The organism is Cohnella lubricantis (genome assembly GCF_014212015.1).
GTDB lineage: Bacteria > Bacillota > Bacilli > Paenibacillales > Paenibacillaceae > Cohnella > Cohnella lubricantis.
This window is the reverse complement of the sequence record NZ_JACJVN010000007.1, coordinates 1-17845: the sequence shown is the minus strand read 5'-3', so window position 1 is coordinate 17845 and position 17845 is coordinate 1. Positions and strand designations below refer to the sequence as shown.

Genomic DNA, 17845 nt, shown 5'->3' with positions numbered 1-17845 from the left:
GCGGGATGGACATTTTCGCCAGAGAAGGGCACAAGGTCGTCTTCCTAAACCTCAATGGGCATGACGACGATCCGCTGGAAGCACGCAAAGCGGGACTTGTCGAGGGAGGCATATATACCGTCGAACAGACGGATGTTCATCCGTACCATACGAATGTCTATTTGAAGGAATTCCCCAACAAGCATTTCAATTCGGTCATGTTTCGGGATGCGACCGATGAAGATCTGGGAGTTCCAGAACGTCTTAGGGACTACAACTGGAAAGAAGCATTCGGTGCTGCAGGCAAAGAGGTCGGAACGGAGTTGAACGGAAATCCGGTTGTGGTGCAATTCGCCCAAGCGGTTTCCACCGAACCGTTTGACCGCGCAGACGTTGCAGAGATCATGGCAATAGATGACGGCGAGAACGACGGGCTGAACTGGATCGGCGTGTTCCTTCTTAAAGATGGTCGGTACGCCCTGATCGATGCCGGATGCGACTATACCGGATGGGGATGCCAGGAGTGGGGAGAGGCGGCGGTCTGCGGAACGCTGGCGGAGATGGTCCGTTGGGGGCTTTCGGACGAACAGCGTAAACGCCTGAAGCTCTTCCTCGAAGGTGAAGCGCGGATCGTTGGTGAGTCGGAGTGAAGATCGACATTCTCGCATCAGGGAGCGGCGGCAACTGCATCGCCGTCCGCTCCGGCTCCACCGTCATCCTGGTCGACGCCGGGATACCGAAGACGAAGATCGAGAAGCGGCTGCTCGAAGCAGGCATCCGGCCGGACGAGATCGCTTGCATATTCGTCACCCATGCCCACATCGACCACGTCAAGGGGCTGCCGCTGGCAAACAAGTATCGCATCCCGGTATATGCGTCAGAGGGTGAATGGAAGGACATAAAGGGCGTCGACGAAGATTTACACCGCACGCTTCGACCATATACGGAGCTTGAAATATTGGACGAGCCGCGCATAACGGTCAGATGGTTCCGTACCCATCATGATTCCTATGACTCTCTTATGTTCACGATTGAGGCTGAACAGAAAGTGAGCATCTGCCTCGACACTGGCCGCGTAGACCGCGACATGCTGAAAGCGATGGAGGGCAGCGACATCTACATCATTGAAGCGAATCACGACCCGGAGCTCGTAGCCGTCAGCGAATACCCGGACAGCGTGAAGGCTCGTGTGCTCTCCGATCTGGGGCACCTGAGCAATCAGCAGACGGCCGCCGCACTCGCCCAGCTAGTCCAGGGGCGAGGCGAGCGAGTCTACCTGACACACTTGAGTAAGAGCAACAACATTCCCGAGCTCGCGCAGGCGACTGTCGAAGCGGCGCTACGGAGGCGCGGATACACGAACGGCAAGGACTATTTCTTGGAGGTGGTTTAAGTGAATGAGCAATATGTGGTAACCCGCCGATCCCTTGACTTCGGACACGTCGTGATTCCGATTGATACCATTCTTTTCGTACACAAGCATTATCCACGCTGTTCATTTCGAGTGTTGAGCGGTGTTTTTGCAGGCCTGTTCGTCGGAGTCGATGATGTCGAACCATTCTCGATATGGCAAGAACTGCTCCAGCGTCGTGAGGAAGTTGACGAGCTGACGCGCGAACGTGATGCGCTGCTCCAGACCATCGAGCGGACGATCGACGAGCAGAAGCCGGTTGTGCTGCCGCGGGAAGTCTGTAATGCGCTGGATACACTGAAGGCTCAGTTCGCCCTTAGTGATACAGATTTTCACGCATGGTACATCGCTCAAGAAAATAACGAGCACGAAGACCGCGAATGGTTGAAGCTTTTGCGGGATCGAGCCAACAGCGATTCGTTCCTCGATATTGTTGACGCCCTCCGCTACGGATACAAGGTTGAGGAACCGGAGCCGGTATTAACAATCGAAGAAGAGGTTGCCGGAATCATCAGCGAGTGGCTGAAAGAAGAGCCTAACTCATCGGAGCGAGACGACAATCTTAAACTCGCCTGCCGGATCGTGGAACGCATCAAGCAAAAGGAGCAAGAAGAGCGGGTGGGTTAAGTGGCAAATCCGCAACCGAATAGATTCACCAAGATATCGAACGAGCTGCTCGAACATGTTCCGCGCTTCCGCTTCAACGGCACGCAGCTCCGCCTCCTACTTGTCATCTGGCGGTACACCTACGGCTTCCGCCGCAAGGAGCACGAGTTCACGCTATCATTCCTTTCCGAAGCGATCGGCGCAGCGCGCAGCCAGGTCGACCGCGAAGTGACAGCGCTGATCGAGCGTAACGTGTTGGAGGTGCTGTCGGGCGGCTCCGGTCGCCCGCGAGTGCTTCGCTTCAATAAAGACTTCGACGCATGGCTCGAACGTCCGCCGAAAGCGCCAGCGAAGAAGCGGAAGCCTCCGCCGTCACCATCGCCGCCTCGGAGGGGGCGCGGTAAGAAGCCGGAGCAGTACAGCGCGGATAATACCTACTACCGCATGGCCTCCTACTTCCATAAGAAGATAGTCGCCATGGCTGCGAACATCGACTTCAACCACTCCTCGATCGCGAAGGCTGATCTGCAAAAGTGGGCTGAGGACTTCCGGAAGCTGGTGGAGATCGACAAGGTGACGGACAAGCAATTGATCCGCGACGTGATCGATTGGGTGACGGCTGATTCGTTTTGGCAGACGAACGTGCTGTCGGCGAAGAAGCTGCGGGAGAAATTCGGCGAACTGGCGCTGAAAATGAAGGCGGCCGGCGTGCGCAGCGGCGGGAAGGGCGGCGGCAATAAGTCGGCAATCGATCGTATCGCAAAGGCTCAGGAGTGGATAGAGCAGGGGGGTGATCCGTACGCATTCGAACCAGATTGATGACTTCTTCGCGGAATCCGCCGTACTCGGGTCGATCCTACTCAAGCCCGATTGCCTTGATGAGATCGCCTTCCTCGAACCGCGCGACTTCTCACAAAAGCGCTATGAATTGATCTTCCAGGTGATGCGCTACCTTCATGAGCATGACCGTCCGGTGGACGTGGTGACGATCGCCGGGCACTTCAACAAGCACAATCGCCTCGAGGACATGGGCAGCATCTCCGACCTGACCGCGCTCGCCTCATCCGTTCCGACCGCTTCTAATGTTCGATCGTACGCCGAGATCGTTCGGTCGAGGGCACATAAACGGCGGGGCCGGCTGCTGGCGGACAAGATCGTCGAAGCGACCAACGAGGATTATGAGAGCGACGAGGACTACTTCGCGGCCGTTGAGAGCCTCGTCGACGACCTACGGCCGGCGGCGGAATCCGAGATGGTCGGGCTCGGAGACACCCGGGATGACTACTTTCGGCACATCAGGAGCAAGGCGGAGAAGCTGCTGAGCCCTTACAAGCTGTTCAACGAGTGGGCAGGCGGGCTGTGGCGCGGATGGCTGTTCATTCTCGCTGGGCGTCCGGGAGCAGGTAAGACGGCCAAGGCGCTTCAATACGCTTACGGCATTGCCAAGCACAACCCAGACGCCGGCCCGGTGCTCATCTTCTCTCAGGAGATGGACCGGAACGAATTGATAGATAGGCTCGTGTCGATGGTCTCCCAAGTAAACTATCGACGACTGATCAACAAGGGCGGCACAGAGGGATTCACGGACAACGAATGGGACCGCATCAACCGCGCATACGACGAGGTATCTCGTCTACCGATCTTCATCCGAGACTCTGCTGGCGTGACGATCCAAGAGGTCCGGGCGACAGCGCGGCGGTTCCGCAAGCGTTACGGCAAGCTGGCGGCGATCATCGTCGACTACCTGCAGATCATGGAGATTCCCCAGCGGAAGAACGAGACTCGCGCGGCCGCGATCGGACGAGTAACGACTACGGCGAAGCAAACGGCACGCCAACTCAAATGCGTGTTCATGCTTCTCTCCCAGCTCTCACGCAGCAGCGAAAGCCGGGACGAGCCGAAGCTGTCCGACCTGAAGGAATCCGGATCAATCGAGCAAGACGCGGACGTGGTTGAGTTTCTGTGGGATACGGACGAGATGAATGGCAGTGCCAAGGTGGTGCAATCCATATTCGCCAAAGGCCGGAACATCGGCACGAAGAAATTCCGCCTGGCATTCGAATGGTGGATTCAGCGATTTGTGGAGTTGGAGCCGAAGGAGGTGCCGACGGGTGAGCGTAAAGCGCATCGAAAGTGAAGAGGCCTATGAGCGGTCGCTTAACTGGCTGGTCAGCAAATCGATAGAGCTGGAAGACCCGCTGCTCGATCCGGCGGCCAAGGAAAAGTTGATGCGGGCGTATGACTTCGTCGCGGAAGCTGTTCAGCGATACCGCCGTGGGCAGTTGGTCAAGGAGTACCCGGGGCTGTGCGAGCATTACAATACCCTCGGTTGGGCGTTCGATGAGTCGGATCCGGGGCACGGAGAACGGCGCGCGGAGCCGTCGAAGCCGCCGGAAACCGTTCCCGCGGCGGCGGAAGAACCGCAGCAAGTAAAGCCGGCGGCGGCGCTCGCCGGGTGGCTGGATGATGATTGAGGTGAAACCATGAAAGTCTCCCGCATCCTTCATTACCCCGGCAGCAAGTGGTCGCTCGCCGAATGGATCATCAGCCATATGCCGCCACATACAACATACCTCGAACCATTCTTCGGCAGTGGAGCGGTGTTCTTCAACAAGGAACCGAGCCAGCTCGAGACGATAAACGACATTGACGGTGACGTGGTCAACTTGTTCCGCGTGATCCGGGATCAACCACTAGAACTGGCACGAGGCATCAAATGGACGCCGTGGGCACGTGAAGAGTTTTACACCAGCAGCCGGCCTAGGGGGGGCGACGACGAGCTCGAACGAGCCCGGAAGTTCCTTGTCCGCTGCTGGCAGAGTATCCGCGTGAAGACTGGATCAATATCCGGTTGGAAATGCCGGGCGACTGCAGATGACGCCTACCGGGTGAAGCAATGGAACGAGCTCCCCTATAAGATCTCTGAGGTTGCCGAACGGTTGAAGGAAGTACAGATCGAGCAGCGGCCGGCGCTGGATGTCATTGCTAGGTACGCCCGGGAGGATGTATTGATCTATGCGGATCCGCCATACGTGGCTAAGACGCGGAACGGCGCCATCTACACGAACGAAATGACGGACGACGATCACGAGCAGCTTCTCGAAGCTTTGGATAACCACCCGGGTCCGGCCTTTCTGAGCGGATACGACAATCAGCTCTATAACGATCGGCTACAGCATTGGCGGAGAGAAGAGCGTCGACAGATCATCGAGACAGGTCAGGGACGTACGGAAGTCCTCTGGATAAACCCAGTAGCAGAAGAGCATGCCGGTAGGCAGTTGACTTTGTTTTGAAAATGAGGTGATGGTTTGAACTTCTCCGCCGCAACGCTGCCGCAGTTATATGTAATCGCCTTTTATGATGAAATGGCTACTCCGGACGATCGCCAACGCGCCGCCGACGAGATCGTGAGGCGCGAGTCGAAGAAGCGAAAGCCCTATCGCAATAATCAGCAGAAGATCAGGCGGGCATATCCCAAATGGTGAAGGAGGATGAGAGCATTGATTGACGATGGATGCAAGTATCCCGGATGCCCGAAGCGTGCGCGAAAGACATGGGCACTGGTGCCGTTGTGCGATGACCATCATGAAGTCATCCGAGCGGAGACGCAGCGTTACTATAACGGATCAGTTAATGCGAAGTACAATTTGCGCCTTGAATATCTCAAGATTGCGAAGCTGATTCCGTGGTCGCGGCTGAAAATGGGGGAGGTGCTGCCGGATGGTTCGCTACGTGGGCATTGACCCTTCCACCAAAACCGGATTCGTTGCGCTGGATGAGGCCGGCAACGTCCTTCGCGCTAAGGAGTTAACCGGCGTCGGCAACAAGGACCCGAAGCGCATGGCATCGCTGATCGGCGAGGTGATGCAGTTCGTCCAGCCGGACGATGTGATCTGCATCGAGGGATTCGGCTTCGCCTCTCAGCAGGCCATCCAGCTCGGCGGCATCGGGTGGGGCATTCGGATCGCGCTGTGGCGGCGAGGCCTGAAATATACGGAAGTAGCCCCGGATCAAGTGAAGAAGTTTGTCGGCGTATCCAGTTGGACAGGTGAGAAAGGAAGCAAACGCCGACTCTCGGACAAAGAGAAGAAGGCTGTCGTCATGGCGGCAGTTCGTGAACGATTTGCCTTTTTCCATCCGAACCACAACGTGAACGACGCATACATTATGGCGCAGATTGCGCGCGGACTCACGCCGGATATCGAGATGCAGATTACGAGAGAGCAATTAGAGGTTTTGCAGGCGATCAGAAGCCCCACCGAGAAAAAGCCGAAGCGAAAGAAGGTGAAACAAGGATGAAAAGATACGTATTCTATCTTAAAACAGGCCAGTCGTTTGAAGTAGATTGCACCAACCTTGAATTGTTCCGGAACGGGTTCGGTGAGCTCGCCAAAATCAAATGGGATTCAAGCGGGGCGATCGAAGCTAAATTGGAACACCTCAACTTAGATCAGTTAGCTGCAATAATCGAAGTTCCTATTGCGAGTAAACAGCCGCGAGGTGAGGAACCGAAATGACCGATCAAAAATTCGACCCCGCGGTAGCGATCGACGCCCTGATCGAAATCTTTACCGCCGTGCCGCAACTCTACGAAGAGAACGACGCGGAAGTAGAGCGCCGAGACTATGAGCACTCCGACCTCACGCACGTCGTCGAGCTCCTGCAATTCGGAGGCGTCCAAGGCTACAAGCTGGCGATGCAGATCAAGGAGAACCGACTAAGACGACGCGAAGCTAAGGATCAGAATTTCATCATGAAGCCGCTGTATGAGCTAGTTAAACAGCATCAGAATTGGTTGCCACGCCTCCACAAGATTCGCGATGAGATCCAGAAGAACATCCGGGTCAATCAGGAAAGGCGTTACCGTCCGCGATCGGATAATGAGTTGGTGCGGAGCGTAATCGGGCAGATCAATAACAGGTAATGGCTTTATTTTTTACCTATACCGTTACAACCTCGTAACATCCCCATACAGGCTTGCAATAATCAATCCATAGAGTAACACCTATCACGACCGCAGAACACGCCAGAAAGGCGCACAGAAGCCCACAGAGGCATTCCATTTAAAAGGAGACGGTTGGACATGAGCAAAACGACGCTGAACGTGCTTTTCAAAAAGATGCAGAAGGACGACAAGAAGGAAGTTCTGGTATTCCAGGTGAACGGCGACGAGTTGGAGAGTGCGCAGACGCTTGTCGAGCTTGCAGGCGGCATCGTGACCATGGACATCGAAGGATGCGACGCCGGCGAGATCATGGCAGAATTCGCAAGCCTGCAGCGAGACAGCAAGAAGACGGCGCTCAAGTTCCACATCAAAGGCGACAGCGAAGAGAAGGCGATCCCGTTGTACCGCTTCGCCGGCCGGAACGTAACGCTGAACCTGCAAGCCTCGCAGATGAGCATCGATTACTACTACGGCGATGATCCGCGCGAAGGCGTAGAGTACACCGTCGACGGAGATGGCGCAGTTCGGGTGAATGACGATCCGGATCAAGTCACGATCGACGGAGTCACCTACGAAGTTGGCGTCGACCTTGGACAAGAGCCCGAAGACGGAGTCGGCACCGAACCGGAATGGCCGGACGAGGACGATCTGCCGATGTGAATCGCGCCATAATGACCGATGCCCCGGTTGCACGCCGGCCGGGGTTATCCTCCCGAGCGAGGTGATTCATCTTGGAACAACTATCACTTGGCGCCGACTTCTTGCCGGAGCTGGACCGCAAGGCGACGCAGAAGGCCGTCGAAGCGGCTCTGGAACGCTATCGGTTATATAAGTACCTGACGTTCGACGAACGCGAGGCATCGATCACGGCCAGCTACGAGCTGCGGGAAGGCGGCCGCACGAACGTCACACCAGACCAGACAGCGTCCATCGCCTTGCACAACGTCGATGAACAGGAACGTCGCCGGGCATATTGCGAGCGGATCGAGCGGGCCGTTAGCCGGCTTCCACGGATGGAGCGGTTCCTCATCACCGAGCGGTACCTAGCATCCGATGCGCAATACCTGACCGATTACAACGTGTACACGCAGCAATTCCAGCCGCCGATCAGCGAGGGGTACTATTCGAAGATTAGATGGCGGGCGTTCTATAAGCTGGCCTTATCTCTAAATCTGGCGGTTATCAAAGGGAAGGAGGATGAAGCGTGAGCAGGAAAGCGGGAAATGCCCTAGCGCATACAATGGCATCAGGTGATGCGGTCATGGAGAAGAAAAAAGAGAAGGCGTTCAGGCTACGCTTCATCCTTGTCGAAGATCGCGGTGCGGACATTGCGCGAAACCTTGCACGGCGCGAGATCGAAAAAGTTCTTGCAAAATATGGTGCAGTGAGTGATAATTTGGACGAGATTTTATCCAAACACATTACAGGGGAAATGCGTAATGAACAAAAAGAGGGATAAGCAGTACGTTCGCGTTTCTACGAAGTATGATACTCAGAAGGACAGCCCGGAGCATCAAGAAGCATTCATTCGTGAAATGGCAGGTTATGAAGGCATTGAATTCGGCCCCGACGACATTTACATGGACCGCGATACTGCGACCAGCATCATGGACCGTGAAGATGTTCAGAAGCTGATAAAGGATGCAACGAGAGGCGAAGTCAGATCAGTCTGGTTCGCCTCTCTTTCACGTTTCAGCCGGGACACGCTTGACGCTCTGTCTCTCAAGAGGACGATTGTTAATGCACTGAAGGTGCGCCTCGTGTCCATCGAGGATGGCTATGATTCCGCGAAGAAGGATGACGAAGTGCTGTTCGGCGTGAAGTCCGTGATTAACCAAAACCAGAGCGAACAAATCAGCGTATCGTCTCGCCGCGGCATCCGGCAGTCGGCAGCAAAGGGGAACTACATCGGCTCAATTCCACCATATGGATACCGTAAGGTGAAGATTGACGGCCGGAAGACGCTTGAAATCGTCCCCGAGCAGGCCCGCATTGTTCGCATGATCTTCGCTCTCTATGTGAATCACGGATTGGGCGAGAAAGCAATTGTGAACTATTTGAACGGTGGCAATGAGAGAGGCGAAGTCTTCCCTTCGTACAAGGGCGGGCCATGGGGATTATCGAGCGTTCAACGTATCCTTCAAAACGAGAATTATACAGGGTACAACGTTTATGGCCGGCACACCGTCGAGGTCACATATAACGATTTATCGAACCTCATGGATCGCGGCAAGAAGCTTGTGCAAAAGCCAAAGGATGCGTGGGAACGAACAGATTTCCAGACGCACGAAGCGATCATTACGCGAGAATTGTTCCAGCAAGCGCAGGAGATAAGGCTGCTTCGCGGCGGAGGTGAGCGCGGCGGGCGCCGCTCATTCGTGAACGTATTCGCAAAGATGATATTTTGTGCCGAGTGCGGATCCGCCATGGTCTCAATGGGCAGCAAACATTCAAACGGAGTCGAATACCGTTACTTGATGTGCTCCAGGAGACGAAGGACGGGCGAGGCCGGATGTTCGAATAACAAATGGATACCGTACTACGAGATGCGGGACGAGCTGATCGGCGAAGTGCTACGGCGGCTGCGCGAACGGCTGGCGGAAATTGAATCCGGCAAGGTGTCTGCCAGGGTCCCGAGCAATGACCGGGAGAAAGAAAAACGCAAGCTCGAGAAACGCATCGATGACAACCGGAAACTGTTGTTCGAAATTCGGCGGCAGAACATGCTCGGCGAGCTGGACAAGGCGCAATATGACTTCGAACGGGAACAGTATGAGAAAGAGATCGAAGAGGCGGACAAGAAGCTCGCTCTTATCGTCGCAGAAGAACGCCGCACCATTGACACTGATCGTATCGCTAAAGAGGCTCATAAGGCCGTCAAGGTGCTCACAGAGCTATCATCGTATGATGATGTCGAAAAGGTTCGTCCGCTGCTGATGCAATGCGTGAAGCGGATCGATGTTCACCACGATGGAGAAGTTGAAATTCAAACATATATCTAGGACGAACCGCGCCGAACAAGCGCGGTTTCTCTTTGTTTAAATTATGTGCTTGATAATACACTACGAATGTGATGCAGAAATTAAACGTCAAAGGCCGTTCGCAGGCGGTTGTCGAGCTGATCAAGCTCGGGGAGCTCAAGATCTGAAGCCATGCGCGATGCGCAGGCGCTACCAACAACCTTCTCTCTTCGCCGCTCCGTCGGAGCAGCGGGGGAGAAGGTTTTTGACATGGGCGGCTAGGTGACGGCCCCCCTAGCCTGCGTGTCCGGAGGAAGTAGGCTTGCGATGGGGGAGACGGACGGTGAACACGGTTGCGTTATCGTCCGCCGTTTGAACCGAGATGGTGCCGCGGTAGTGTTTGACCCGATCCTGCACGATCGACAAGCCGAGTCCCGAATGGGCGCTATCCTTCGTCGTATAGCCGGGAAGGAAGATCATCTCCTTATCCCCTTCCTTCAGGGGGCTGCCGCTGTTGGAGACGCTTAATTCTACATAGCCCGGCAGGCATCTCATCACGGCGTGCACATAGCGGTTGTCGGGAGACTGATGCTCCGCTTCATCGAACGCGTTGTTGACGAGATTACCGATGATCTTGATGATGTCGATCATGCGGATCGTCGACAGCTGGCTCCAATCGTCCGAGAGCTCGCAGGTGAAGGAGATCCCGCGGCTGACCGCTACTGCCGTCTTGGCTTGCACGAACGCGGCCAGAGCAGGCGAATGATGGCGAACGATGTCGCTCACGGCATGCGATTCCTTGACCAAATCGGCCATATAGGCTCTCAGTTCGGCAGTCTTGCCCATCTGGAGCATCGTGTGCATGACTTGCAAGTGATTCAGGAAGTCGTGCCGCTGGCCGCGAATGGACGTGAACATCCGGTTAATCTCTTCGACATAGATATCCTGGGTCATGCGGGCGCTCTCTTCGCGCGTACGAGCGAGCAGGCGCAGCATAAGAGCGAGCATGAGCAAGGACAGCAGGATCGAAGCTCCGAGCAGTATCTGGATGAGGGGACCGATGCCTCTCGTATGATGAAGCAGATAGAAGGTTTCGACTGTGCAGACGAGGCAGAAATGCAAGACGATAATGAGCAGAATCGGAGTCAGATCCGACCGCGTACCGTCCAGGATGAGCTTGGACAACCGCCGGATCCGATTCGGCTGCCGGGAGCGGATATACCACGAGGCCAGCCAGCCGAGGGCCAGCAGCGGATATAGGACAAGCATGAATACAAAGATCGAAGAAGGCTGTCCGATCTCGGTGGAAGGCTGGCCCAAGCCGTATATGTAGATTAAGCTGGCAGTTATATCCGTCACAATAACAAGGATATACATAACGCATAACAGCCCAATCTTCCTTCGCAGGGTCTGCTCCCTGAAGATAATGGCGAGCATAGCGGCGTTCCAGAAGAAGGAATTCGCGAGATGCCATTGCAGCGGCAATATATAATACAACAAATCGGTAGTTAACGAAGTCGACAGTGTCAATAAGGCAATTCGGCGATTCAGCTTGTCCGGTTTCTTCTCTAAGAAAGAGAAGGCCAACACCCAAGCGGTGAACGATTCTGGACATGCGACAAGCAGGTCCAGCTTTAAGAAATTCCAGATTGCGTCCATTTAAGTCCTCCGGCAAATATCAAGGAGTGAGTCGTTACTTAGCTAACTATACTTATCTAACTATACTTGTCCGGCTAAGCTTAGCTGAACGATGCGATAAAAGTCGAATGCTGCCGAAATAGTCCTTGATTACTAATTTATATGTTTTCTTCATTTTTGGATATGCAGCGAATGTAAAAACTTCATAAAAAATAGCAGCCAAATCGGAAAAACGCCGGATTCGCCAGCAGCCGCCCTCGAAGCGAATGCGTACACAAAGGCCGGGAATTCCGATATAATTCAAGCAAGCGAATGAACGAGAAGATTATGGGATAAGGGGAAATGGCAATGGCGGGTCTTGATCAGACCGACGGCGAGCTTACCAAGCACGAGCAGCTGCTGCTGTATATCCGGGAGCTGCCGGTCGGGACGCGAATATCGGTGCGGCAGATGGCCAAAGACCGCGGCGTTTCCGAAGGAACGGCCTACCGCGCGCTCAAGGACGCCGAGCACTTAGGTTATGTGAATACGAAGGAACGCATCGGGTCGGTTCGAGTGGATAAGAAGCGGAGAAGCCGGACGGAGCAGCTGACGTTCGCCGAAGTGCTGGAGATTGTCCAAGGCGACCTGCTGGGCGGCAGCGAAGGGCTGGACAAGACGCTGCACAAATTCGTCATTGGCGCGATGGAGCTGGACGAGATGATGGGCTACATTGACGCGGGCAGCCTGCTGATCGTCGGCAACCGGGAGAGCGCGCACCGCGTGGCGCTTGAGCATGGAGCGGGCGTTCTGGTGACAGGGGGCTTCGGCACGAGCGCGGACGTGAAGGCGCTGGCGGACGAACGGCAGCTGCCGATTCTAACGTGCAGGCACGACACGTTTACCGTCGCTTCGATGATTAACCGGGCGATGTTCGATAGGCAGATTAAGCGGAAAATCATGACGATCGCCGACCTGGTAGAGCCGGCGGCGAGGACGGGCGCGCTGCGTCAGTCGGCATCGGTGTCCGACTTCCAGAAGCTAAGCGCGGAGACAGGGTTCGAGCGGTTCCCGGTGACGGACGAGTGGAACCGGGTCGTAGGGATGATCACGTCCAAGGACGTAAGCGGCTCGCCGGCCGGCCAGACGCTGGACAAGCTCATGACGAGAAGGCCGATGACCGTGACGATGGGAACTCCGATCGCCTCCGCCGCGCACCGCATGGTGTCGGAGGGAATCGAGCTGCTGCCTGTCGTCGATCGCCAGCGCAAGCTGGTCGGCGTCGTCAGCCGCAGGGAATTGCTGCGCTCGATGCAGCTGGAAGGCAAGCATCCGGAGCTCGGCGAGACGTTCGACGCGCTCATGTGGGAAGGCTTCGCCGAGCGGCGGGACGAGGCGGGACGCCTGCAGTTCGCCGGACTGGCCACGCCGCAGATGACCGGACCGCTCGGGACGCTGTCCGAAGGCGTGCTGACCGTCCTAATGCAGCAGGCGGCTGCTCGCATGGCGAACGATCTGCGCAAGGGAGAGCATATTCTGCAGAATATGACCACCTATTTTCTCCGCACCATTCCGATCGAGGCTTCCATCGTGATCGTGCCCAGCGTCATCGAAGCGAGCAGGCGCCATCTCATGATGGAGGTTCAGGTGCTGCAGGACGGCGACGTCATGGCCCGCTCGATGCTCACTGCGCAGACGATCGATGCTTTGTGAAGTGCGCGTGATTGCGAAGACCGGCGAACAGGTTGAACAGCCCCAGGAGCATGAAGACCGCTCCTACGATGACGCGCAGCGTCGAACCGCTGAACAGAACCATCTGAATAAGCGCCAGGAAGATGAGCATCAGCCCGATGCAGATGTTCATGCGCGAAGCGTTCAGCCCCCGTGAGATGGGGTCCGTGCTGCGGCGGGAGCGGTAGCTGAAGACAAGCGAGAGCACAACCGATACGGCGACGATCAAGCCGAAAATCCATTGCAGCGCATTAATCATGTTGCTGGCAACCCCTTCTAAGCGACATAAGTCGTCTGATTTGCACCCCCACATTGTAGCATAAATGGCTTCGATTCGTTTAATTGCGCTGCAGCGCCTTAACCGGGTCGACCCAGACCTGCAGCACGCTGTCCGCGACCAGCATCGTCCGGATGTTCACGGTGAGATCCTTGCCCCCGATGTCTGTGTACACTTTGCCTTGAAGCAGCGTGCGGACGAGCTCGGCATCGGAGCCGATATTGTAGACGCTTCTTCCGATCAGAATCGACAAGTCCTTCTCGATCGCCTTCTTGAGCTCCACTTCCGACACCGCGTCCAGCGACGCTTTGCCTCCGTCCGGCTTCAAGACGAAGACGATGATGCTGCGAATGACGGACACTTGCCGGTTCGCCTGCAGCTGCTTCTCCGCTAGATTCAGCTGTTCTTTGATCTCGTAATTCTGCACCATGATCCGGTTGGTCTGATCCAGAACCATCGCATGGAAGACGGCAGCTCCCACGATCATGCCGCAGACGAAGAACGCGAGCGACTGCATGAAGCCGCGGTACCGTTTGAAGTCGGGCACTCTCATAAGCGAGTCTCACCCCGCGTTCCGGCACAGCCAGTTAATAAGCTCGGTCGCTAAGTGCGCGCCGAGGAACGCGAACAGAATGTAGGCGATCTGCTGGATGGCAGGCGACAGATAGCCCTCCATCACATGGGATTCGATGACCCGGATCGGATCGATCGACCCTCCAATCGCCACGACGACCGCCCATATCTTGATTCTTCCTGCGATATCGAGCATCGTCTCCTGGGGCGGACGCCACAAGAAGAGAGATGCCATCCCCGCCAGCATCGCCGCGCCGAGAACGACGCCGAAGGCGATGAAGAAGTCCATCGTCGCCTGCGAATAGAAACGGTACAACCGATCCATGTCTTGTCCCATGCCGATCCCCTCCACTATCAACTATATGGGACGGGCTGATGGGCTTATGATACAATTAACAGAAGGAGTTTACCGGAGAAGAAGGGATTAACCATGTGCGGATTCGTGCACTTGCACGTTCATAGCGAATACAGCCTGCTGGACGGGGCCTCCCGCATCAAGGAGCTCGCTGCCAAGGCTGCGGGGCTCGGCATGAAGGCGCTGGCCTTGACGGATCACGGGGTCATGTATGGAGCCGTTCCGTTCTATAAGGCGTGCCGCGAGCGAGGCGTGAAGCCGATCATCGGCATGGAAGCCTATATGGCGGCTGGCTCGCGGCTGGAGCGGGCGTCCCGCCGCGAGCAGCCAATCTATCATCTCACGCTGCTGGCGAAGAATGAGGCCGGCTACCGCAATCTGATGAAGCTGACGTCGATCGGCCATCTCGAAGGCTTCTATTATAAACCCCGCATCGACTTCGAAGCGCTGGCGGAGCACGCTGAGGGCTTGATCTGCCTAAGCGGATGCTTGAGCGGCGAGCTGTCCCAGCATCTGGCGAATGACCGTTACGATGAGGCCAAAGCGACCGCGCTTCGCTACCGGAAGCTGTTCGGGGACGATTATTTTCTCGAGATTCAAGATCACGGCATTCTGGTGCAGAAGAAGGTCGGCACTGGCCTCGTACGACTGTCGGAAGAGACGGGCATTCCGCTCGTAGCGACGAATGATTCTCACTACTTGGGGGAAGAGGATTCCGCGCTTCAGGACGTGCTCATCTGCATCGGCACCGGCAAGACGCTGGAGGACGAAGACCGGCTGAAGATGGACACGACCCAGCTTTATTTGAAAAGCGGGGAGGAGATGGCGGCGCTGTTCCGCCATCTGCCGCAGGCGATCGAGAACTCCGCCCGGATCGCAGAGCGGTGCGAGCTGGAGCTCGAATTCGGGCGGCACATTCTGCCCGAATTCCGGCCCCTGCCGGAAGGCTTGGACGCCGGAGGCTATTTGGCGCGGCTGTGCCGCCAAGGGCTGGAGGACCGCTACGGCCATCTGCCTGATTGGAATGGGGAAGCGGCAGCAGCAGGATTGGACGGGGAGGAAGCCCGAAGCGATCGAGACAGAACGGAAGCGAGCGAAGGCACCCCCTCCTTCCGCCGGCAGGCGGAGGTGCGGCTTCAATACGAATTGGACGTCATTGGACGGATGGGATTCAACGACTACTTCTTAATCGTATGGGACTTCATCCGGTTCGCGCATGAGCATGGCATTGCCACCGGTCCGGGACGCGGCTCGTCGGCGGGCAGCCTGGTCGCATACGCCTTGAAGATTACGGACGTCGATCCGATCAAGCATAAGCTGCTGTTCGAGCGCTTCCTCAACCCGGAGCGCATCACGATGCCGGATATTGACATCGACTTCAGCGATGAGCGGCGGGACGAGGTCATCCGCTACGTCGCGGACAAGTACGGCAGCGGGCATGTCGCCCAGATCATCACGTTCGGAACGCTCGCCGCGCGGGCCGCGGTGAGGGACGTCGGGCGTGTCATGAACGTGCCGTTCGGCGACGTGGACAAGGCGGCGAAGCTCATTCCCGGCATGCCGGGAATGTCCATCGAGCGCGCCGTGAAGGAGAACGCGGACTTCCGCGCGCTGAGCGAAGGGGACGGTGCGGTCGCGGAGATGATCGCCATGGCGCGCCGCGCCGAAGGCATGCCGCGCCACGCGTCCACGCACGCGGCCGGCGTCGTCATCTCCTCGGCGCCGCTGACCGATTACGTGCCGCTGCAGGAGGGCACAGGCGGCGTTCCGCTGACGCAATATTCAATGGAGCATCTCGAATCGATCGGCTTGCTCAAGATGGATTTTCTCGGGCTGCGAACGCTGTCGATTATTGAGCGGGCGATGAACTGGCTTCGCGAGGAGACGGGCCGGGAGCTGCGCTGGGAAGAGGTGTCTTACGAAGATCCGTTGACCTATGAGCTGCTGGGCCGCGGGGACACGACAGGCATCTTCCAGCTCGAGTCCGCGGGCGTGCGCCGGGTGCTGAAGGAGATGAGGCCGTCCTCGTTCGAGGATATCGTCTCCGTTCTGGCCCTGTACCGGCCGGGGCCGATGGAGTTCATTCCGCAGTTCATCCGCGCCAAGCACGGCGAACTGGAGGTTGAATATCCGCATCCGTCGCTCGAACCGATCTTGAAGGACACGTACGGCATCATCGTCTATCAGGAACAGATCATGCAGATCGCTTCCAGCATGGCAGGCTTCTCGCTCGGAGAAGCGGATCTGCTGCGCCGCGCCGTCGGCAAGAAGAAGCGCGAGGTGCTGGACGAGCAGCGCGCTCACTTCGTGAAGGGGAGCGTCGGCCAAGGCTTCAGCGAGGAAGAGGCGAATCGCGTCTACGACCTGATTCTGCGGTTCGCGGACTACGGCTTCCCGCGCGCCCATGCCGCCGCTTATGCGGTGCTGGCGTTCCAGACCGCCTATCTGAAGGCGCACTATCCCGTTCCGTTCATGGCGTCGATGCTGACGTCCGTCATCGGCAACCAGCGGAAGACGGCGGAATATGTCGACGAATGCCGCCGGATGGGGATCGGTGTGCTGCCGCCTGACGTGAACGAGAGCGGCGTGCTGTTCACGCCGGTCGTTCGCGAAGGGGGCCTCGGCGCGATCCGGTTCGGGCTCGCGGCGATCAAGAACGTCGGCACGCAGGCGATCGACAGCATCCTAAGCGAGCGCAAGGAAGGGCCGTTCGACAGCTTGAGCGACCTGTGCCGCCGCGTCGATTCGCGCGTCTGCAACAAGCGCGTGCTCGAATCGCTGCTGCTCTCCGGCGCGCTGGATTCGCTGCCCGGACACCGTTCGCAGCAGCTGGCCGCGCTCGACGAGACGGTAGAAGCGGCGGCGGCCTGGCGCAAGGAGAAGGAAGAGCTGCAGATCGAGCTGTTCGATCTGGGCGAATCGCCCAATTGGGAGGTCGAGCTGCCGAACGTGACGCCGTTCACGCCGGCGCAGACGCTGGAGCTGGAGCGTGAGCTGCTCGGGCTGTACCTGTCCGGGCACCCGCTGGACGAATATGACAACCTGTGGGAAGAGCTCGGCTTGGACCGTCTCGTTGACCTGGCCGAAGCGCCGGACGGCGCGCCGGTGCTGACCGTCGGCATGATCGTGTCGGCGAAGCCGATCATCACGCGCTCGGGCCAGGCGATGGCGTTCCTGGAGCTGGAGGACCGCATCATGTCCGCCGAGCTGGTCGCCTTCCCGTCGGTGTGGAGGACGGCGGCGTCCGTCTGCGGCAAAGGCGCGCTCGTGCTCGTGAAGGCGAAGCTGCAGCACGGCGACGAAGACTTCAAGCTGCTGGCGGACGCGATCGTGCCGCTCAGTGCGCCGGATCTGGCGGCGCAAGCGGCAAGGCTGCGCCGCATGGGGGCTT

At 57.3% G+C, this 17845-nt stretch carries 22 protein-coding genes and 1 pseudogene; 19 read left to right on the top strand and 4 right to left on the bottom strand.

What is annotated here, in order from left to right; all coding sequences use genetic code 11:
- The first annotated feature begins 5 nt into the window (after window positions 1–5).
- The 17 genes and pseudogenes from H4Q31_RS01275 to H4Q31_RS21455 form a co-directional block, all read left to right on the top strand.
- Window positions 6–629 (top strand): hypothetical protein, encoded by a 624-nt coding sequence (locus H4Q31_RS01275; protein ID WP_185177258.1) that lies wholly within the window; start codon window positions 6–8, stop codon window positions 627–629.
- On the top strand, window positions 626–1372 hold the full coding sequence (locus H4Q31_RS01270; RefSeq protein ID WP_185177257.1) for an MBL fold metallo-hydrolase: 747 nt from the start codon (window positions 626–628) through the stop codon (window positions 1370–1372). The genes H4Q31_RS01275 and H4Q31_RS01270 overlap by 4 nt, the downstream gene beginning before the upstream one ends.
- Window positions 1373–2017 carry a hypothetical protein gene (locus tag H4Q31_RS01265; protein WP_185177256.1) on the top strand — a complete coding sequence of 215 codons (645 nt, stop codon included), beginning with the start codon at window positions 1373–1375 and terminating at the stop codon, window positions 2015–2017. It abuts the gene before it with no gap.
- Window positions 2018–2815, top strand: a complete 798-nt coding sequence (locus H4Q31_RS01260; RefSeq protein WP_185177255.1) for a phage replication protein O — start codon at window positions 2018–2020, stop codon at window positions 2813–2815.
- Entirely contained in the window at window positions 2787–4133 is a 1347-nt protein-coding gene (locus H4Q31_RS01255; RefSeq protein WP_311771657.1) for a replicative DNA helicase, read from the top strand. The genes H4Q31_RS01260 and H4Q31_RS01255 overlap by 29 nt, the downstream gene beginning before the upstream one ends.
- Window positions 4108–4470 carry a hypothetical protein gene (locus H4Q31_RS01250; protein WP_185177254.1) on the top strand — a complete coding sequence of 121 codons (363 nt, stop codon included), beginning with the start codon at window positions 4108–4110 and terminating at the stop codon, window positions 4468–4470. Before H4Q31_RS01255 ends, H4Q31_RS01250 begins: the two co-directional genes overlap by 26 nt.
- Before the next feature lie 9 nt (window positions 4471–4479).
- Window positions 4480–5289 carry a DNA adenine methylase gene (locus H4Q31_RS01245; RefSeq protein WP_185177253.1) on the top strand — a complete coding sequence of 270 codons (810 nt, stop codon included), beginning with the start codon at window positions 4480–4482 and terminating at the stop codon, window positions 5287–5289.
- Window positions 5290–5304: 15 nt separating this feature from the next.
- Complete coding sequence (locus H4Q31_RS01240) at window positions 5305–5481, top strand: hypothetical protein (RefSeq protein ID WP_185177252.1); 177 nt, start codon at window positions 5305–5307, stop codon at window positions 5479–5481.
- A gap of 15 nt (window positions 5482–5496) precedes the next feature.
- Entirely contained in the window at window positions 5497–5739 is a 243-nt protein-coding gene (locus H4Q31_RS01235) for a hypothetical protein (RefSeq protein WP_185177251.1), read from the top strand.
- Window positions 5717–6295: a hypothetical protein gene (locus H4Q31_RS01230; RefSeq protein ID WP_185177250.1), complete on the top strand. Its 579-nt coding sequence runs from the start codon at window positions 5717–5719 to the stop codon at window positions 6293–6295. The genes H4Q31_RS01235 and H4Q31_RS01230 overlap by 23 nt, the downstream gene beginning before the upstream one ends.
- A complete protein-coding gene (locus H4Q31_RS01225) occupies window positions 6292–6513 on the top strand; it encodes a hypothetical protein (RefSeq protein WP_185177249.1) in 222 nt (73 codons plus the stop codon). Before H4Q31_RS01230 ends, H4Q31_RS01225 begins: the two co-directional genes overlap by 4 nt.
- Window positions 6510–6920, top strand: a complete 411-nt coding sequence (locus H4Q31_RS01220) for a hypothetical protein (protein ID WP_185177248.1) — start codon at window positions 6510–6512, stop codon at window positions 6918–6920. Before H4Q31_RS01225 ends, H4Q31_RS01220 begins: the two co-directional genes overlap by 4 nt.
- 159 nt (window positions 6921–7079) lie before the next feature.
- Entirely contained in the window at window positions 7080–7601 is a 522-nt protein-coding gene (locus tag H4Q31_RS01215) for a hypothetical protein (RefSeq protein ID WP_245347267.1), read from the top strand.
- A 71-nt stretch (window positions 7602–7672) separates the two neighbouring features.
- Window positions 7673–8149 carry an ArpU family phage packaging/lysis transcriptional regulator gene (locus H4Q31_RS01210; RefSeq protein ID WP_185177247.1) on the top strand — a complete coding sequence of 159 codons (477 nt, stop codon included), beginning with the start codon at window positions 7673–7675 and terminating at the stop codon, window positions 8147–8149.
- The gene (locus H4Q31_RS01205) at window positions 8146–8400 is read left to right on the top strand and encodes a hypothetical protein (RefSeq protein WP_185177246.1); all 255 of its coding nucleotides are present in this window, start codon (window positions 8146–8148) and stop codon (window positions 8398–8400) included. The genes H4Q31_RS01210 and H4Q31_RS01205 overlap by 4 nt, the downstream gene beginning before the upstream one ends.
- Window positions 8381–9943, top strand: a complete 1563-nt coding sequence (locus H4Q31_RS01200) for a recombinase family protein (RefSeq protein ID WP_185177245.1) — start codon at window positions 8381–8383, stop codon at window positions 9941–9943. Before H4Q31_RS01205 ends, H4Q31_RS01200 begins: the two co-directional genes overlap by 20 nt.
- Before the next feature lie 56 nt (window positions 9944–9999).
- Window positions 10000–10089: pseudogene (locus H4Q31_RS21455) on the top strand (helix-turn-helix domain-containing protein); the annotation flags it as partial.
- 106 nt (window positions 10090–10195) lie between these two features.
- On the opposite strand, the gene H4Q31_RS01195 reads toward H4Q31_RS21455, so the two are convergent.
- Entirely contained in the window at window positions 10196–11560 is a 1365-nt protein-coding gene (locus H4Q31_RS01195) for a sensor histidine kinase (RefSeq protein WP_185177244.1), read from the bottom strand.
- Between the two features lie 327 nt (window positions 11561–11887).
- Here H4Q31_RS01195 and H4Q31_RS01190 point away from each other — a divergent pair, with 327 nt between their 5' ends.
- A complete protein-coding gene (locus H4Q31_RS01190) occupies window positions 11888–13231 on the top strand; it encodes a DRTGG domain-containing protein (RefSeq protein ID WP_185177243.1) in 1344 nt (447 codons plus the stop codon).
- Here the strand turns inward: H4Q31_RS01190 and H4Q31_RS01185 are convergent.
- The 3 genes from H4Q31_RS01185 to H4Q31_RS01175 all read right to left on the bottom strand — a co-directional run bounded on the left by H4Q31_RS01185 (window position 13203) and on the right by H4Q31_RS01175 (window position 14415).
- Complete coding sequence (locus H4Q31_RS01185; protein ID WP_185177242.1) at window positions 13203–13508, bottom strand: YtpI family protein; 306 nt, start codon at window positions 13506–13508, stop codon at window positions 13203–13205. The genes H4Q31_RS01190 and H4Q31_RS01185 overlap by 29 nt on opposite strands.
- Before the next feature lie 79 nt (window positions 13509–13587).
- Window positions 13588–14079, bottom strand: a complete 492-nt coding sequence (locus H4Q31_RS01180; protein WP_185177241.1) for a sporulation membrane protein YtrI — start codon at window positions 14077–14079, stop codon at window positions 13588–13590.
- 9 nt (window positions 14080–14088) lie between these two features.
- A complete protein-coding gene (locus H4Q31_RS01175; RefSeq protein WP_185177301.1) occupies window positions 14089–14415 on the bottom strand; it encodes a YtrH family sporulation protein in 327 nt (108 codons plus the stop codon).
- Between the two features lie 114 nt (window positions 14416–14529).
- On the opposite strand from H4Q31_RS01175, the gene H4Q31_RS01170 reads away from it, so the two are divergent.
- On the top strand, window positions 14530–17845 hold a 3316-nt coding region (locus tag H4Q31_RS01170; protein ID WP_185177240.1), incomplete at its 3' end, for a DNA polymerase III subunit alpha.

Excerpts from the sequence above, each read along its gene's own strand:
- H4Q31_RS01190 (WP_185177243.1), top strand. The coding sequence starts at position 11,888 with ATGGCGGGTCTTGATCAGACCGACGGCGAGCTTACCAAGCACGAGCAG.
- H4Q31_RS01275 (WP_185177258.1), top strand. The coding sequence starts at position 6 with ATGGACATTTTCGCCAGAGAAGGGCACAAGGTCGTCTTCCTAAACCTC.
- H4Q31_RS01245 (WP_185177253.1), top strand. The coding sequence starts at position 4,480 with ATGAAAGTCTCCCGCATCCTTCATTACCCCGGCAGCAAGTGGTCGCTC.
- H4Q31_RS01220 (WP_185177248.1), top strand. The coding sequence starts at position 6,510 with ATGACCGATCAAAAATTCGACCCCGCGGTAGCGATCGACGCCCTGATC.
- H4Q31_RS01225 (WP_185177249.1), top strand. The coding sequence starts at position 6,292 with ATGAAAAGATACGTATTCTATCTTAAAACAGGCCAGTCGTTTGAAGTA.
- H4Q31_RS01180 (WP_185177241.1), bottom strand. The coding sequence starts at position 14,079 with ATGAGAGTGCCCGACTTCAAACGGTACCGCGGCTTCATGCAGTCGCTC.
- H4Q31_RS01200 (WP_185177245.1), top strand. The coding sequence starts at position 8,381 with ATGAACAAAAAGAGGGATAAGCAGTACGTTCGCGTTTCTACGAAGTAT.
- H4Q31_RS01195 (WP_185177244.1), bottom strand. The coding sequence starts at position 11,560 with ATGGACGCAATCTGGAATTTCTTAAAGCTGGACCTGCTTGTCGCATGT.
- H4Q31_RS01230 (WP_185177250.1), top strand. The coding sequence starts at position 5,717 with ATGGTTCGCTACGTGGGCATTGACCCTTCCACCAAAACCGGATTCGTT.
- H4Q31_RS01215 (WP_245347267.1), top strand. The coding sequence starts at position 7,080 with ATGAGCAAAACGACGCTGAACGTGCTTTTCAAAAAGATGCAGAAGGAC.
- H4Q31_RS01185 (WP_185177242.1), bottom strand. The coding sequence starts at position 13,508 with ATGATTAATGCGCTGCAATGGATTTTCGGCTTGATCGTCGCCGTATCG.